Origin of the sequence: Photobacterium obscurum, assembly GCF_026191635.1 — a bacterium.
In the GTDB taxonomy this organism is placed as follows: Bacteria; Pseudomonadota; Gammaproteobacteria; order Enterobacterales; family Vibrionaceae; genus Photobacterium; species Photobacterium obscurum.
Map to the genome: position 1 here is coordinate 223,527 of NZ_JAKRRW010000003.1, position 16,421 is coordinate 239,947.

At 50.8% G+C, this 16,421-nt stretch carries 18 protein-coding genes; 16 read left to right on the forward strand and 2 right to left on the reverse strand.

Annotation, left to right across the window (positions count from 1 at the left end):
• Window positions 1-10 precede the first annotated feature (10 nt).
• The 7 genes from MD588_RS05215 to MD588_RS05245 all read left to right on the forward strand — a co-directional run bounded on the left by MD588_RS05215 (window position 11) and on the right by MD588_RS05245 (window position 7,674).
• On the forward strand, window positions 11-730 hold the full coding sequence (locus MD588_RS05215) for a protein phosphatase CheZ (protein WP_265695880.1): 720 nt from the start codon (window positions 11-13) through the stop codon (window positions 728-730).
• A 9-nt stretch (window positions 731-739) separates the two neighbouring features.
• Window positions 740-3,055 (forward strand): chemotaxis protein CheA, encoded by a 2,316-nt coding sequence (locus tag MD588_RS05220; protein ID WP_265695881.1) that lies wholly within the window; start codon window positions 740-742, stop codon window positions 3,053-3,055.
• A 236-nt stretch (window positions 3,056-3,291) separates the two neighbouring features.
• Window positions 3,292-4,437, forward strand: a complete 1,146-nt coding sequence (locus MD588_RS05225; protein ID WP_265695882.1) for a protein-glutamate methylesterase/protein-glutamine glutaminase — start codon at window positions 3,292-3,294, stop codon at window positions 4,435-4,437.
• Window positions 4,438-4,447: 10 nt separating this feature from the next.
• A complete protein-coding gene (locus MD588_RS05230; RefSeq protein ID WP_265695883.1) occupies window positions 4,448-5,227 on the forward strand; it encodes a ParA family protein in 780 nt (259 codons plus the stop codon).
• A 331-nt stretch (window positions 5,228-5,558) separates the two neighbouring features.
• Window positions 5,559-6,722: a chemotaxis protein CheW gene (locus MD588_RS05235; protein WP_456107231.1), complete on the forward strand. Its 1,164-nt coding sequence runs from the start codon at window positions 5,559-5,561 to the stop codon at window positions 6,720-6,722.
• A 23-nt stretch (window positions 6,723-6,745) separates the two neighbouring features.
• Complete coding sequence (locus MD588_RS05240; RefSeq protein ID WP_265695884.1) at window positions 6,746-7,240, forward strand: chemotaxis protein CheW; 495 nt, start codon at window positions 6,746-6,748, stop codon at window positions 7,238-7,240.
• On the forward strand, window positions 7,240-7,674 hold the full coding sequence (locus tag MD588_RS05245; protein ID WP_265695886.1) for a DUF2802 domain-containing protein: 435 nt from the start codon (window positions 7,240-7,242) through the stop codon (window positions 7,672-7,674). The genes MD588_RS05240 and MD588_RS05245 overlap by 1 nt, the downstream gene beginning before the upstream one ends.
• A gap of 9 nt (window positions 7,675-7,683) precedes the next feature.
• Here the strand turns inward: MD588_RS05245 and MD588_RS05250 are convergent, their stop codons facing one another.
• Together MD588_RS05250 and MD588_RS05255 are read right to left on the reverse strand one after the other, a co-directional pair.
• Window positions 7,684-7,977 carry an EscU/YscU/HrcU family type III secretion system export apparatus switch protein gene (locus MD588_RS05250; RefSeq protein ID WP_265695887.1) on the reverse strand — a complete coding sequence of 98 codons (294 nt, stop codon included), beginning with the start codon at window positions 7,975-7,977 and terminating at the stop codon, window positions 7,684-7,686.
• A 74-nt stretch (window positions 7,978-8,051) separates the two neighbouring features.
• Window positions 8,052-8,765 (reverse strand): hypothetical protein, encoded by a 714-nt coding sequence (locus MD588_RS05255; protein WP_265695888.1) that lies wholly within the window; start codon window positions 8,763-8,765, stop codon window positions 8,052-8,054.
• Window positions 8,766-9,050: 285 nt separating this feature from the next.
• Between MD588_RS05255 and ccmA the strand changes: the two genes are divergently transcribed.
• From ccmA to ccmI, 9 genes are all read left to right on the forward strand, one after another.
• Window positions 9,051-9,701: a cytochrome c biogenesis heme-transporting ATPase CcmA gene (gene ccmA / locus MD588_RS05260; protein ID WP_265695889.1), complete on the forward strand. Its 651-nt coding sequence runs from the start codon at window positions 9,051-9,053 to the stop codon at window positions 9,699-9,701.
• A 6-nt stretch (window positions 9,702-9,707) separates the two neighbouring features.
• On the forward strand, window positions 9,708-10,376 hold the full coding sequence (gene ccmB / locus MD588_RS05265; protein WP_265695890.1) for a heme exporter protein CcmB: 669 nt from the start codon (window positions 9,708-9,710) through the stop codon (window positions 10,374-10,376).
• Between the two features lie 209 nt (window positions 10,377-10,585).
• Window positions 10,586-11,317, forward strand: coding sequence for a heme ABC transporter permease (locus MD588_RS05270; RefSeq protein WP_265695891.1), 732 nt, complete (start codon window positions 10,586-10,588; stop codon window positions 11,315-11,317).
• A gap of 7 nt (window positions 11,318-11,324) precedes the next feature.
• A complete protein-coding gene (gene ccmD / locus MD588_RS05275; RefSeq protein WP_265695892.1) occupies window positions 11,325-11,531 on the forward strand; it encodes a heme exporter protein CcmD in 207 nt (68 codons plus the stop codon).
• Complete coding sequence (gene ccmE, locus MD588_RS05280; RefSeq protein ID WP_265695893.1) at window positions 11,528-12,013, forward strand: cytochrome c maturation protein CcmE; 486 nt, start codon at window positions 11,528-11,530, stop codon at window positions 12,011-12,013. The genes ccmD and ccmE overlap by 4 nt, the downstream gene beginning before the upstream one ends.
• Window positions 12,010-13,995, forward strand: a complete 1,986-nt coding sequence (locus MD588_RS05285; protein ID WP_265695894.1) for a heme lyase CcmF/NrfE family subunit — start codon at window positions 12,010-12,012, stop codon at window positions 13,993-13,995. The genes ccmE and MD588_RS05285 overlap by 4 nt, the downstream gene beginning before the upstream one ends.
• Window positions 13,995-14,549, forward strand: coding sequence for a DsbE family thiol:disulfide interchange protein (locus MD588_RS05290; protein ID WP_265695895.1), 555 nt, complete (start codon window positions 13,995-13,997; stop codon window positions 14,547-14,549). Before MD588_RS05285 ends, MD588_RS05290 begins: the two co-directional genes overlap by 1 nt.
• On the forward strand, window positions 14,546-15,052 hold the full coding sequence (locus MD588_RS05295; RefSeq protein ID WP_407676543.1) for a cytochrome c-type biogenesis protein: 507 nt from the start codon (window positions 14,546-14,548) through the stop codon (window positions 15,050-15,052). Before MD588_RS05290 ends, MD588_RS05295 begins: the two co-directional genes overlap by 4 nt.
• Window positions 15,052-16,278: a c-type cytochrome biogenesis protein CcmI gene (gene ccmI / locus MD588_RS05300; protein ID WP_265695896.1), complete on the forward strand. Its 1,227-nt coding sequence runs from the start codon at window positions 15,052-15,054 to the stop codon at window positions 16,276-16,278. The genes MD588_RS05295 and ccmI overlap by 1 nt, the downstream gene beginning before the upstream one ends.
• The last annotated feature ends 143 nt before the right edge of the window (window positions 16,279-16,421 follow it).

Genomic DNA, 16,421 nt, shown 5'->3' on the forward strand with positions numbered 1-16,421 from the left:
ATAACAAATAATGATTTCACTTGAACAGGCTAAGCAGCTTGTCACTCTGCTCGAAGAAGGGAAGCAGGATGAGGCAGATGTACTGGTACAGACATTAGTTTCTGACAGTCGTGACCCTGTTTATGCTGAAGTAGGCAAGTTGACTCGACAACTGCATGATTCGCTGGCAAATTTCCGCCTTGATCCCCGTATTAATGATCTCGCGAAAACCGAAATTCCCGATGCCCGTGACCGTTTATCTTATGTCATAGATAAAACGGAGTCTGCTGCCAATAAAACCATGGATGCTATTGATAGCATCGAGCCACTTGCTGACAAACTGAACAATTCTTTGCTTCAGGTTCATCCGCAGTGGAGTCGCCTGATGAGTGGACAAATCGAAATCACCGAATTTAAGTCACTATGTCATGATATTGACGGCTTGTTGAAACAAGTTGAAAGTGACGGCAGTGCATTTCGTAGCCACTTGACAGAAATATTGATGGCTCAAGACTTTCAGGATCTGACCGGACAGATAATACGTCGTGTAATTGAACTGGTACACGAAGTGGAAGATCAATTAGTCGAAATCCTTAAAGCCTTTGGCATGGAACAAGAAGACAGAACAGAAGCCCTGAGAGAGGAATGCGTACTTTCTCCGGAAGGACCGATCGTTAACAGTGAAGAACGTGTCGATGTGATGTCGACACAAGATGATGTTGACGACTTGCTGTCTAGTCTTGGATTTTAGGGGAAATATATGAGCTTTGATTTAGACGAAGACATCCTGCAGGACTTTTTAATTGAAGCAGGAGAAATTCTAGAGTTGCTGTCTGAGCAGCTAGTAGAGCTTGAGCGTAGCCCTGAAGATTCAGAGTTGCTCAATGCAATATTCCGAGGTTTCCATACCGTAAAAGGCGGTGCAGGTTTTCTTTCTTTGACCGCGCTAGTTGATGCCTGCCACGGGGCAGAGAACATCTTTGACTTGCTGAGAACCGGCAAGCGTAGCGTGACACCCGAATTAATGGATGTGATCCTGGAAGCATTGGACACCATCAACGAGATGTTTGGCCAAGTTCAGGAGCATGAACCGATTGTACCTGCTGAGCAGAGCCTACTTGATGCCCTGCATCGCTTCAGTCAGCCGCCGACAGCCGATGAGCTTGCTCAAGCTGCGGCACCGCAGCCAAGCCCAGAGATAACGCCAGAGCCTGTTGTTCCAGCGCCTATAGCTGTTCCTGAGCCAGTTGTCGCGCCGGAGCCTGTTGCTCCTGTTACGACCTCTTCGGCAATTGCCGGCGGTTCTGTCGATGACATGACTCAGGATGAATTTGATCGTCTACTTGATGAGCTTCATGGCTCAGGCTGTGGCCCGTCGGCAGGATCTGCCGAAGCGCCTGCTGCACAACAGCCTGCGCAAGCCAATACCCCTGATGTCGTTTCTCAGATCCAGTCTGAAACCGGTGATATCACCGATGATGAATTCGAGCGTTTGCTAGATGAATTGCATGGTGCGGGCAAGGGCCCGGGCACTAATGACGTGGTAACCGCTCAGCCACCTGCTGCTGCGCCTGAACCTGTTGCTCCTGCGGGCTCCGTACCGAGCGACACTGGTGCCAGTGCTGGCGACGATGACCTGATGACCGACGACGAGTTTGAGCGTCTGTTGGATGAATTGCATGGTTCAGGTAAAGGGCCGACAGCCGAAGAGCTGGAAATGGCCACCAAGCCTGTTGCCGAGATGTTGGCAAATACCGTTGTCGATTCAATGGCACCGGCTACACCGGAACCTGTCGTGGCTTCTGCACCCGCAGTTTCAGCTCCGGTTGCGGCTGCCCCAGCACCAACTCCAGCCCCTGTTGCCGAGCGTAAAGCCAAGCCTGCAGCTAAAGACAAAGCCAAGCCATCAGCAGAGGCGACTGTCCGAGTGGATACGTCGACGCTGGATACCATTATGAATATGGTCGGTGAACTGGTGTTGGTTCGTAATCGCTTGGTCAGCCTAGGGCTGAATACCAACGATGAAGAAATGTCGAAAGCCGTTTCCAACCTAGATGTCGTGACAGCTGACTTGCAGGGTGCAGTAATGAAAACCCGCATGCAGCCAATCAAGAAAGTTTTTGGCCGTTTCCCTCGCGTTGTCCGCGATTTGGCGCGTAGCCTGAAAAAAGACATCGTCTTGGAAATGCGTGGTGAAGAGACCGATCTGGATAAGAACCTGGTTGAAGCGCTGGCCGATCCGCTGGTTCACTTGGTGCGTAACTCGGTTGACCACGGCATTGAAATGCCGGATGTCCGTGAGAAAGCCGGTAAGCCGCGTGTTGGTACTGTGCTGTTGTCGGCATCGCAGGAAGGGGATCATATTCTGTTGACCATCGAAGATGATGGTGGCGGTATGGACCCAGATAAACTGCGTAAGATTGCCGTTGACCGTGGCGTGATGGATGCGGATTCAGCCTCTCGCCTGACGGACTCTGAGTGCTACAACCTGATTTTTGCCCCTGGTTTCTCGACCAAGAAAGAGATTTCCGATATTTCCGGCCGTGGTGTTGGTATGGACGTGGTGAAAACCGGGATCAGCCAGCTTAATGGGTCAATCAGCATTGACTCGGCGCTTGGCAAAGGCACCCGTATTGATATCAAGGTACCGTTGACGCTTGCGATCCTGCCGACATTAATGGTCGGTGTGGCCGAGCAGCCATTTGCTCTGCCACTGGCGAGCGTGAATGAGATCTTCCACCTTGATCTACGTAAGACCAACAACGTCGATGGTCAGTTGACCATTATTGTCCGTGACAAAGCTATTCCGTTGTTCTACTTGCAGGACTGGCTGTCAGGTGTCGGAATTCCGAAGCGCGAACGCGAGCATGGGCATGTGGTTATTGTTCAGATTGGTCATCAGCGCATTGGCTTTGTCGTCGATACCCTGATTGGTCAGGAAGAGGTGGTGATCAAGCCGCTTGATGAACTGCTTCAGGGTACGCCGGGTATGGCGGGTGCAACCATTACCAGTGATGGTCATATTGCCCTGATCCTTGATGTTCCAAACTTGCTTAAGCACTATGCAAGCAGCTAAAAGCTAAGGCGTTAATTTGGCTTAGCGGCCGTAGAAATTGTGACGAGCCCTTAAGGTTCGGGAAGGTTTGGTCGCTAATTACCAGAACGACAATAAAAAAGTTAGGGGGCGCAAGCCCCTTAAATAGCAAACTAAATCATTACCTGGCGTACGGTATTCATTCTTCGTGGTGGTAGGCCAGGTAATTGTTCAGTTTGTTATGGCTGGGTAACTAATAGATACGGGATAAAGACGACATGGCTGTAAAAGTATTGGTGGTGGATGATTCAAGCTTTTTTCGTCGCCGCGTCAGTGAAATAATTAACTCTGATCCTCGTCTTGAGGTGATTGGCAATGCCGTCAATGGTAAAGAAGCGGTTGAACTGACTAACAAGCTTCAGCCTGATGTCATCACCATGGATATCGAAATGCCGGTGATGGACGGTATTACCGCTGTGCGTGAAATCATGAAAAGCGCACCGACTCCGATCCTGATGTTCTCTTCTCTCACCCACGAAGGTGCGAAGGCGACACTGGATGCCTTGGATGCCGGTGCCTTGGATTTCTTGCCGAAGAAATTTGAAGATATCGCCCGCAACCGTGATGAAGCGGTTGGACTGTTGCAGAAGCGAGTGGGGGAGCTGGCCCGTAAACGCGTGTTTATGCGTCGCCCTGTACGTCCGGCAGTCTCCCCGGCAGCCTCCCGAGAGGTCAATAAGCCCCTGGCTGGCCGAACGACGGCTGCTACCACTGCCGCACCGGCACGTACCGTTTCTCGCCCTGCTGCTCCGGTCAAGCCCGCAGCACGCTTTAAGGCATCGGGTAAGAAGTATCAGCTGATGGCAATTGGTACCTCAACGGGGGGACCAGTTGCCTTGCAGAAAGTACTTACCAAGTTGCCTGCGAACTTCCCTTATCCGATTGTGCTGATCCAGCATATGCCTGCAACGTTTACCGCTGCTTTTGCCGCTCGCCTGAATAATCTGTGTAAGATTGGTGTTAAAGAGGCGGCTGATGGCGATGCCCTCAAGCCGGGTATGGCGTACCTGGCCCCTGGTGGCAAGCAGATGATGCTGGAAGGACGTCCGGGTTCTGCTCGGGTACGTATTATTGATGGCGGCGATCGCATGAATTACAAACCATGCGTGGATGTCACCTTCGGTTCGGCGGCAAAAATTTACCATGACAAGGTGTTGTCGATGGTGCTGACCGGTATGGGCGCCGATGGGCGTGAAGGCGCGCGTATGCTGAAAACCAATGGCTCTACCATTTGGGCTCAGGATGAAGAAAGCTGTGTTGTCTATGGGATGCCGCAGGCTGTTGCCAAAGCAGGGATTTCCAGCGAAGATTTACCGTTAGATCGGATTGCCGAACGCATCTTGGTTGAGATCGGGCAGGCGTAGGGAGTTTGCTTTGATCGTCTGGAGTATTGCCAACCAAAAAGGTGGCGTCGGAAAAACCACAACGACGGTGTCGCTTGCCGGTTTATTGAGTGAGCGCAACAAGCGTGTGTTGCTGGTCGATACCGACCCGCATTCTTCGTTGACGACCTACCTTAATTTTGACGCAGATGAAGTGCCGGCCAGCTTATTTGACCTGTTTCAGCTTAACGAAATTACTCGGGATTCGGTGCGTCCATTCATTTTGGGGACTCAGTTTAAGAATATTGATATCATTCCGGCTCATATGTCACTGGCCACCCTTGATAGGGTAATGGGCAACCGTGGCGGTATGGGGCTGGTGTTGAAAAAGGCTTTGAACAGCCTGGCTGACGATTATGACTACGTTCTGATCGACTGCCCGCCTATCCTCGGGGTGATGATGGTCAATGCGCTTGCTGCCAGCGACAGGATCCTGATCCCGGTGCAAACCGAGTTTCTGGCGATGAAAGGCCTGGAACGGATGATGCGTACCCTGCAGATCATGCAGAAATCCCGTCCGTCTGGTTTTCGGGTTACGATTGTACCGACCATGTATGATAAGCGGACGCGGGCATCATTACAGACGCTGCAGGAGCTGAAAGTCCGGTTCCCCGAACAGGTCTGGGCTTCGGCCGTACCGATTGATACCAAGTTCCGTGATGCCAGTATCAAGCATATGCCGCCATCGTTGTTTGCACGTAACTGCCGTGGTGTCTTTGCCTATAAAACGTTATTGAACTACCTGAATCGGTTGGACCAAGATGAACGATAAGCGTCGCCTTTCCAGCGAACAGGTGCTGGATGATTACTTTTTCGATCTGCTGGCCGAGCCAGAAGATACAGAAGATCTTGAGTCTGCTGAAAAACCACAGCCGCAGAGTGACGTTGATGCGGCTGTTGAAGCCGATATCGAGCACGGTGATGATGACGTATCATTGGAACAAGAGCCACAAGGTACGGACTCTGCGCCAGATCTGGATATAGGGTCAGGTGAAGCTGTTTCTGATGATAAGCCTTCTAATGACAAGGCCGACGCAGAGCAGAAACCTAATGACGACACTGATGCAGAGGCATCGATGTCGGATGGGGCTGCTACAGATGGCGTGATTGAAAATGATGTTGTTGAGGCTGCGACAGAAGATGAATTTGCGATAGGCTCCAAAGTACCAGTCGGCGAAGGCGCATCGCCGTTTGATTTTGAGCAACTGTCAACGGCCGCTGAGCAACCAAGTGAAACAGAGGTTTCCGTCGAGCTGAATTTGTCACCACCGACCAGTAAACTGTCTAGTTGGTTGCCTCAGGCCCAGGACGTGCCTCGGGAAAGCATGTCACTCGAAGCAATGTCCGCAGAACCTGTGCCACTTGATGCCATGCCGGTGAAAATCACGCCGCATGAAACCGTGCAGAATGAATCACTACCGTCCGTTTCATTTGCCGAGCATCCGCAAACCGAGCTGGAAGGGGTACAGCGTCTGCTCAGCCAGATGAGCCAGATGCAATCAGACATTCAGCAGGAAAGCGAGGCGCTGATTGCTGCACAGACAGAAGCTGATTTTCTTGCCGCTTCTTATCAGGAGAGTCAGCAAGAAAGCCATCCAGCGCCGCATGACAGTTTGCTGGTAGCGGCAGAAACGGTTGCTGAACCAAAGTCTGCCGAACTAGAACCAGTGGTACAGGCAGAGGAAGAGGCCGTGCCAGAGGTCGCGAAGGAGCCCGTCGACCTTGAACCAGAGCTGCCTGACCCTGACGTGCAGGTGGCGCTGGAAACACAAACGGGCGGTGATGAGCCGCCGGATGTATGGCAGCAACAGCCGGAAAGTGGGGCGGAGTTTCAGGCCCTGTTCTTCGAAGTCAATGGTGTCACTTTTGCCGTTCCATTGACTGAGTTAGGCGGGATCCATCAGTTGGGTGAGGTAAACCACCTCCTTGGGCGACCAGCATGGTACCTGGGACTGATGACCAACCGAGAGCATCAGCTGGATGTGGTGGATACTGCCCGCTGGGTGATGCCGGAAAAATTGAGTTCTGATGAACATCAAGAAGAATATCGTTATATCGTGATGTTAGGGGAAAGTAAGTGGGGCCTGGCGTGTAATGTGCTTCATGGTACCGAAACCCTGACAGAGCTAAGTGTTCGCTGGCGGGAAAAGGCGGGGAAACGTCCTTGGCTTGCCGGAATGGTTAAAGAAAAAATGTGTGCTCTCATTCATGTTAGCGAACTAATATCTATGCTAAATGCAGGATTAGATGTTAAGAGTGTAATGTAAGCAGGGCCAAATAAGGAAACAACATGTCTCAGGTTAGTGTAGCCGAAATACAAAAAGAAGACGGTAACGATCAAGTACTGCAGTGGGTGACTTTCCAGTTGGAAGACGAGACCTATGGCATCAACGTGATGCAGGTACGCGAAGTGCTGCGTTATTCAGAAATTGCCCCAGTACCTGGTGCGCCAGATTACGTTCTGGGTATCATCAACCTGCGTGGCAATGTCGTTACAGTTATCGATACTCGCTCTCGCTTTGGCCTGATGCCTGGTGAGATTTCTGATAATACCCGTATTGTTATCATCGAAGCAGAAAAGCAAGTGATTGGCATTTTGGTCGACAGTGTTGCGGAAGTGGTTTATCTGCGCAGTTCTGAAATCGATACCACACCAAGCGTGGGTACCGAAGAGAGTGCCAAGTTTATTCAGGGCGTAAGCAACCGTGATGGCGAGCTGCTGATCTTGGTTGACCTGAACAAGCTGCTATCTGATGAAGAATGGGATGAGATGGCGTACTTGTAATGCTTAGCCTGCTGTTGCAATGGTTGCCGGTTGCTGTCGCGATACTCGCTGTAATTATCGCGTGGCTGATGGTGCGTCGCGAACGTAAGGCGCGCCAGGCACTGGAAGCGAAATTTGCGGCGACCGAGCTGGTATTGAAAAATGCACGGCACCAGCATGAAAGCTTATTGAAGCAGTTTAATGAGCTCCGCGCCGGCACCATGGGCATGAGCCAGAAATTGGCAGATATGGCCAATCACCTTGAGCAGATCGCTGATCGCCAGGGGGAAATGGCAATGCATGATCCCGATGGCAAACTCTACAGCCGAGCCAGTAAGATGGTCGAGCTGGGTGCCGATGTGAACGAGCTAATGGAAGAGTGCGACTTACCGAAAGCAGAAGCCGAGCTCCTGTTGCGTTTGCAGCAAAAGATGGCTCCGCCGAGACGACGTTAACTTCTTCTCTTACACTTGCTCGTCAATACCCGTAAGCCCTTCCCATCCGGGAGGGGTTTTTCCGTTTAGCAGCCAAGAAAATGCAATTAATTCGGCAATGATCCGATAGAGGTTCTCTGGGATCTCGTCACCCACTTCTAAGTTGTTGAGGTACTCGCTCAAGGCCTCGTCCTGGTGGATCAAGCCACCTTGTTTTTTGACCTGCTCAATAATGTGCTCGGCAAGGTGGTTATAGCCTTTGGCTGCCACATTGGGAGCTCCCTGCCCGTCGTAATGCAGGGCGATAGCGCGTTTGTTGTTCATTCTTTATTGGCTCTCATTACTCATCCCAATTGGTATTTTCGCTTATCGTGGCCGATTGCTTCTCTCCGCCAGCTTCATACCAAAATTGATAGCCCTTCAACTTTTTGCTCTATTGCGTTGGGTTGGCGGACTTTAAAAGTCGCCGGTTCACAGCGGATCCCTAGTACCGCTAATCGATCGTATAGCAAGGGGGAGAGAGATTCGGTGCGCTTTAGTAGGTGGGCATTCTCAGTTTCAAAGCCAAGCACCAGTTTATGCTGATCCCAGATTGCCGCTGCATGCACGACATCGTGTTGGCCAACAGGCAGGGCTAATTTGATGGTCCACTGCGGACGGTTTCCAGCTTTATTCTTTGCGCCGGAGTAGGGATCCCTTTCAACCGACAGTTTCAGCTCCCGGCCATTAGGCTGCAGCAGGTTCAACTGCAGTAGAGTCTGTTCACTGTCTTTGATGTTGAGTTCTCTGGCACTCGGATCTCTGACGGTTGGCTCTTTGGCGGCCAGAGCAAGCCGTTGTTCGGCCGCGAGCTTGAGCAGGGCCTTAAATTCTTCTCGTTTATCGGCTGGCATCTCCTGCAGCCACTGCTTCAACGGGCCGTCAGCCTGGGTGGATTGCTGAAGCAGCTGAGCTAAAGCCTGCTTTCCGGCACCTTGCTGCAACCACTGGATGAGTACGGATTGGTTTTGCGGCAGTAGCAACTGCGACCATAAATTGGCGACAACCGTGGGAACCGGAGAGGTTGAAGTCGATGAATGGGCTGTGAAAGTTGTAAAAATTCGTTGCAGCACATTCAATTGCATTAATATTTGATTTAGCTGGGGTTGCTGGCCCTGTAACTGTGGGGTGGAACTAACTGGTTGAGATAATTTATGATTTGTCTCATTCTCTGGCACTTTATTAAGATGAAGTTGTCCATTCTTAGTTAAAGCAGACGGTTGCGGGTTGTCGATACGTATGGAGGTCACATTTACCTGCCTAAGTGATGAATCTATACAACTGGGTGTCTAACAAAATTATAAGCCAGTGTGGTAATATGCGAGCTTAATTGTGTCACCTAGGATACATCATTTTATATGTTGTCTGTAGAAGATTTAAGCTGTGTCCGCGATGAGCGGCTGTTGTTCGATGAGCTGAACTTTTCCGTCTCCTCTGGAGAACTGGTTCAGATCGAGGGACATAACGGCGCAGGAAAGACGACCTTGCTTAGGATTATTGCAGGTCTTGGACGAGCAGACAGCGGTACCGTGTGCTGGAAAAAAGAGAATATTGAATCAGCACGGGAAGATTATCATCAGGAGTTGCTGTTTCTTGGTCACCAGACCGGTGTTAAGCGCGAACTGACAGCGTTTGAGAACCTGGCATTCTTTCAGGCTATGCATACTGACGCCGAAGAAAGTGATTTGACCGGAGAACCACAGGTAACGGGGGACGATAGCTTATGGCAGGCACTGGCACATGTCGGCCTGGCGGGACGTGAAGATGTCCCTGCCGGTCAGTTGTCCGCCGGCCAGCAGCGCCGCGTTGCCCTGGCGCGCCTGTGGATCAGCAACCATAAGCTGTGGATTTTGGACGAACCTTTGACGGCGATTGATAAACAAGGCGTCAAAGTGCTGGAACGGTTATTCCTGTCGCATGTCGAGCGGGGCGGTATGGTGTTGTTAACCACCCACCAGGACATGTTTACAGATAGTAACCATTTACGGAAGATAAAGTTGGGGCAGTAGTTCAGAATGCTAAGCGCTATTATTCAGGTCATTCGACGCGAACTGCTGATTGCGTTTCGTCGTCAGGCTGATGTATTTAACCCATTGTGGTTTTTTATTATTGTGATCACCCTGTTTCCATTAGGGGTAGGACCGGAGCCTAATTTGCTGGCTCGTATTGCACCAGGCATTGTCTGGGTGGCTGCATTGCTGGCGGCGCTGTTATCGTTGGAGCGGTTGTTCCGGGATGACTTTGTTGATGGCTCGCTGGAACAAATGCTACTGATGCCGACACCGTTGCCGGTACTGGCGTTTGCTAAAATGGTCGCGCACTGGGTACTGACCGGCGTGCCGCTGTTAATTATCAGCCCACTGCTGGCGATTTTGTTATCGCTGGACTGGGCAACCTGGAAAGCGGTGGTACTGACCTTGTTGATTGGTACGCCAACGTTAAGCTTTCTCGGAGCGATTGGGGTCGCTCTGACTGTGGGGCTAAGAAAAGGCGGGGTATTGTTGAGTTTGCTTATTTTGCCGCTCTATATACCTGTGCTTATCTTTGCTACCTCGGCGATAGACGCAGCCAGCCTGGGCATGGCGTTTAACGGACAGCTCGCACTAATGGGGGCGATGCTGGTGGGCTCGGCGACCTTGGCGCCGTTTGCCGTGGCAGCATCATTACGCATCAGTGTGCAATGATTAGGCGTTAAGCCTAGTATTAAAGAGCCTTTTCTTGAGTTAAAACAAGAACAGGTTAATCAGAAGTGTAAATAACCAAACAGGGGTATTTATCTTTTGAGGTTGAAAATCAATGATGATTTTCTTTTTACTACCACCGTTCGATAACGAATGAACGATGGTATGAAGTTAGACGAATTTACAACTATTACACTGAGTAGAGCAGAACTATGTGGAAGTGGTTACATCCCTACGCGAAAGCTGAAAATTGCTACCGTCTATGCGGTACCTTGTTACCTTGGTTCTCCATTATTGCCTTATTGGGGATCATTGGTGGAACGATCTGGGGATTAATGTTTGCCCCGACGGATTACCAGCAAGGTGATAGTTTCCGGATCATTTATCTGCATGTTCCTGCCGCCATTTGGTCGATGGGTGCCTACATGTCGATGGCGATTGCGGCTTTTATTGGTCTAGTCTGGCAGATCCGCTTGTCGGACATGGCTGCTGCTGCAATGGCGCCGATTGGTGCTGTTTTCACGGTAATCGCTCTGCTAACCGGTGCTATCTGGGGCAAGCCAATGTGGGGTGCATGGTGGGTATGGGATGCCCGTTTGACCTCTGAGCTGATCCTGCTGTTCCTGTACCTGGGCGTCATTGCCCTCTACAGCGCGTTCGACGATCAGAAAACCGCGGCCAAAGCGGCGGGTATTCTGGCGATTGTCGGGGTGATCAACCTGCCAATTATCCATTTCTCGGTTGAGTGGTGGAATACCCTGCATCAGGGCGCGACGATTACTAAATTTGATAAACCGTCAATGGATAGCTCGATGCTGTGGCCGCTGCTATTGAATATTGTCGGCTTTGCCTGTTTCTTTGGGGCGGTGACGCTGGTGCGTCTTCGTAACGAAATTATTGCCCGTGAAAGCCATCGCCCTTGGGTACGCGAATTAATGAAGTGAGGCCATCATGCATTTTGAATCTTTCAGTGACTTTTTAGCCATGGGTGGCTACGCCTCTTACGTATGGGGAGCCTATGGGATTTCCTTTGTTGCCCTGTTATGGATTTTATTTTCAAGCCTGAGTAAAAAACGCCGTTTAGCGGCAGAGATCAAGAACAAAATCGCTCGTGAGCACCGTATTAAAGAAGCGAAAAAACTGGAGAACACACTATGAACCCGAGACGTAAAAAACGCCTGACGTTATTATTGGCGTTGGTTCTGGGCCTCGGCGCAACCGTTGGTTTGATGCTGTATGCGTTAAATCAGAATATGGACTTGTTCTATACTCCGACTGAACTGGTACAGGGCAAGCCTGATGGTACCAAGCCGGAAGTAGGCCAGCGTCTGCGTATTGGCGGTATGGTTGTTGCCGGTTCGGTAAAGCGTGATCCTCAGTCACTGGAAGTTCGCTTTGATGTGGCCGATGTGGGCCCAGCCGTTACCATCAAATATGACGGTATTTTGCCGGATCTGTTCCGTGAAGGTCAGGGCATCGTGGCGCAGGGTGTGTTGGTTGACCCAACAACTATCGAAGCGCACGAAGTACTGGCTAAGCACGATGAAGAGTACATGCCACCTGAAGTGGCTGAAGCGATGCAGAAAACCCATGAACCTCTTCAATACACTGAAGAACAGAAGCAGGGTAGTGTTCAATGATTGCAGAAATAGGCCATTTTAGCCTGATTGTTGCGCTGGGTTTATCAATCCTCGCAAGTATCTATCCATTGTATGGAGCCTCTGTCGGTAACCAGTCGATGATGAGAATGGCGCGCCCGCTGACCTATGGTGTCTTCGGGATGCTGCTGACCTCGTTCGTTGTACTGTGCTGGGCATTTTATACCAACGACTTTACGGTCTCCTACGTGGCCAGTAACTCCAACAGCCTGTTGCCGTGGTACTACCGCATTACGGCCGTCTGGGGTGCACATGAAGGTTCACTGTTGCTGTGGGTACTGATCCAGGCAATGTGGGCGGCGGCAGTTGCTATGTTCAGCCGTGGTATGCCGCTTGAGTCGGTGTCTCGTGTATTGGCCGTCATGGGCATGATTTCAGTGGGCTTCCTGCTGTTTATTATTGTGACGTCTAATCCGTTCCTGCGTACTTTGCCTTTTTTCCCGGTTGATGGCCGCGACCTCAACCCACTGCTGCAGGACCCGGGTCTGATCATTCACCCGCCAATGCTGTACATGGGCTATGTCGGTTTCTCTGTGGCCTTTGCTTTTGCGATTGCTTCGCTAATGACAGGCCGTCTGGATACGGCTTGGGCACGCTGGTCTCGTCCATGGACGATTGCGGCTTGGTCATTCCTGACGCTGGGTATCGCACTGGGTTCATGGTGGGCCTATTACGAGCTTGGCTGGGGCGGCTGGTGGTTCTGGGATCCGGTCGAAAATGCCTCCTTTATGCCTTGGCTAGCCGGTACGGCACTAATGCACTCATTGTCGGTAACCGAAAAGCGCGGCACGTTTAAGGCCTGGACCGTATTGCTGGCGATCTCTGCTTTCTCGCTGAGCTTACTGGGTACCTTCCTGGTGCGTTCTGGCGTGTTGGTATCGGTTCATGCCTTTGCCTCTGATCCGGCACGCGGTATGTTCATTCTTGGTTTCCTTGTGGTTGTTATTGGTGGCTCTTTGCTGCTATATGCACTTCGCGGTGGTCAAATCCGTGCACGCGGCAACTACAGCCTGTTTTCACGTGAAAACCTATTGCTGGCCAATAACCTGTTACTGGTTGCAGGCCTGCTGGTCGTACTGATTGGTACCTTGCTACCGCTGGTCCATAAGCAGATTGGTTTGGGCTCGGTGTCTATTGGCGAACCGTTCTTCAATACCTTGTTTACCTGGTTGATGATCCCGTTTGCCTTCATTCTTGGCATCGGTCCGCTGGTTCGCTGGAAGCGTGACAATATGTCGAGCATCCGCAAGCCGATGATTATCTCTGGTGCGATCACTCTGCCGTTCTCATTCTTGGCAATTATGTTATTTGCCGACACCCTTGAGCCGATGGCGGTGCTGGGGTTGGTGATGGCGGTCTGGATTGTAATGATGCATGGCTTTGAGCTGTATCAACGTGCGACACATCGCCATACACTGATGACGGGTTTAGGTAAACTAGGTCGTAGTCACTGGGCGATGGTGCTGGGTCACATTGGTCTGGCAGTATCTGTGATCGGTATGACGCTGGTTTCTAACTATGATATCGAGCGTGATGTTCGTCTGGCACCGGGTGAAACCATGCAGGTACAGGGTTATGATTTTAACTTTGCTGGCCTGCGTGATGCCGATGGTCCGAACTATGACGGCTATATTGCTGACTTCAATATCACCCGCGATGGTAAATATGTGACCACGCTGCACGCCGAGAAACGCTTTTATAGTACAGCCGGCTCGATGATGACCGAAGCGGCTATCGACAGTGGTGTTACCCGCGACTTGTATGTGGCGATGGGTGAGAAACTAGGCGATGGCGCGTGGGCGGTCCGTATCTACTTCAAGCCGTTTGTTAACTGGATTTGGTTTGGTTCTGTGCTGATGGCGCTGGGCGGTGCCTTAGCGATCAGTGACAAGCGCTACCGTTTCCGTAAGAAAGCAAAAATTGCCAGTGGCAAAGCAGTTGCGAAGCAGGCTGAGGTTAACTGATGAATAAGAAATTGTTGTTTGTACCATTGGTACTCTTCCTGGGCTTAGCGATGGTCTTTATGGTTCAGCTGACCCGCAATGCGGACGGTGATGATCCAACTAAGCTGGAATCTGTGCTTGTCGGTAAGCCGGTACCTAATTTCAAGCTGGAAGATTTGGTCGAGGCGGGCAAGCTGTATGAGCAGGATATCTTCAAAGGCGAGCCGCTGCTGCTTAACGTATGGGCAACCTGGTGCCCGACTTGTTATGCTGAGCATACCTATCTTAACGAATTGGCAAGCAATGGTGTGAAGATCATCGGTCTGAACTATAAAGATGATCGCCTGAAAGCGGTTCGCTGGCTCAATGAATTGGGTAACCCGTACATTCACAGCCTGTTTGACGGTAACGGTATGCTAGGTATGGATCTGGGCGTTTACGGTGCACCGGAGACGTTCATGATTGATGCCAATGGCATTGTTCGCTATCGCCATGTTGGTGATGTGAATGAGCGCAACTGGGCTGATACGCTCGAGCCGATGTACCAGGCTCTGCTGGAGGAAGCGAAGGGATGATGAAACGAATTAGTGCCATGTTACTCGCGGTAGGGCTGATCTTTGCTGCTGCACTTCCGGTGATGGCAGCAATTGATGTCTATGAGTTTGAGTCGGCTGAGCAGGAAAAAGCATTCCGCGATTTAACGGCGACGTTGCGCTGTCCGAAATGTCAAAACAACAATATTGCCGACTCGAATGCCGAGCTAGCGAAAGATATGCGCCAGAAGGCGTTTGACTTGCTGAGTGAGGGAAAGAGCGAGCAGGATGTGATTGATTACATGATTGCCCGTTACGGTAATTTTGTCACCTACGATCCACCGATGACGGTCTCGACAGTGATCCTCTGGGCAGGTCCGCTGCTATTTGTTCTGATTGGCTTTACGGTATTGGTTATGCGCTCTCGTAAAACGGCAGAGACATCTGATAAGGCCGAGTTGGCCGCCGATGAAGAGCAACGCCTGAAATCGCTGCTGGAAGAAATTGAACAGCAAAAACCAAGTCAAGACGGGAAGGTGAAGTAATGACGTTGTTTTGGCTAATAACCGTTGTATTGGTTCTGATTGCTGCTGCTATTTTTGTTGTGCCAATGTTGTATGGCAAAGCACAAGATGATGTAGCAAGCCGAGACGAGCTAAACAAAGCCTTCTTTAAAGATCGTATTGACGAGCTACAGGAAGAAAGCAACGAAGGTCTGGTCGTAAACCAGGACGAATTGGTTTCCGAATTGCAGAAGTCTTTGCTTGATGATGTGCCCGAGCAATCTGTACAGCAGAGCACCAAGGTCAGCACCGCAATGTTGATCCCGGGTTTGATTATGCTGGTGGGTGTTTGTTACGGGATGTACTTCACTGTCGGTAATCTTGATAAGGTCGAATCCTGGCAGCAAACGGTAGAGCGCCTGCCTGAGCTATCCAAGCGCCTGATGGATGAGCAAAATGCCGAGCCGCTGAGCGATGACGAGATGAACGATCTGACGCTGGCACTGCGTACTCGTTTGCATGACAACCCTAAAGATGCCACAGGCTGGTTGCTATTGGGTCGTATTGGTATGGCCAACCGTGATGCCGATACAGCACAGGGCGCGATGAAGCGTGCCTATGCGCTAGAGCCGGGTAACCCTGAAATTCAGCTAAGCTATGCTCAGACACTGATGATGATTGGCGATCCCGCGCAAAGCGACTACGCGCGTCAGTTGCTGCGTAGTGTGATTAAGCAGGATCACACCAATATTCGTGCGATGTCTTTATTGGCGTTTGATTCCTTTGAGCGTGGTGATTATGCCCAGGCCGTGTCTTACTGGACCATGATGAAGCAGATGATCGGTGAAGATGATCCTCGTGCGCAAATGCTGAACCGCAGTATTGAACGAGCGCAGGCACAGCTCTCTCAGGCAACCAATCAGGCGGCTAATACGGCGTCTACCGTATCAGTGAATGTAGAGCTGGATCCATCGGTTACCTTGCCTTCTCAGGGGATCGTGATTATTTCCGTTCACTCGGCAGATGGTGCGCCGATGCCAGTGGCTGCGCGCCGTATACCGCTATCTCAGTTCCCAATGGCGTTAACGCTGAGTGACAGTGACAGCATGATCCCGGAACGTCTGATGTCGTCGCTACCAAAGATGATTGTTAAAGCACGCATTGATACCGACGGTAATGTGATGACCAAGCAGGGCGACTGGTACGGTCAGAGCGATGTGATTTCGTTAGGCAGCTCCACAAATGTTGTGATTAATAAGCAATACTAATTGCATAACTGATTACAACACTGGAACAAATACAGCAGGCTGGATAATATAATACCAAGCTATACAACTATTTGGACGAATCAGAACCAATCAGCGAGTTTAGAACAAATCAAATTGTTGAAGATATAGTAAGTTACATTGAA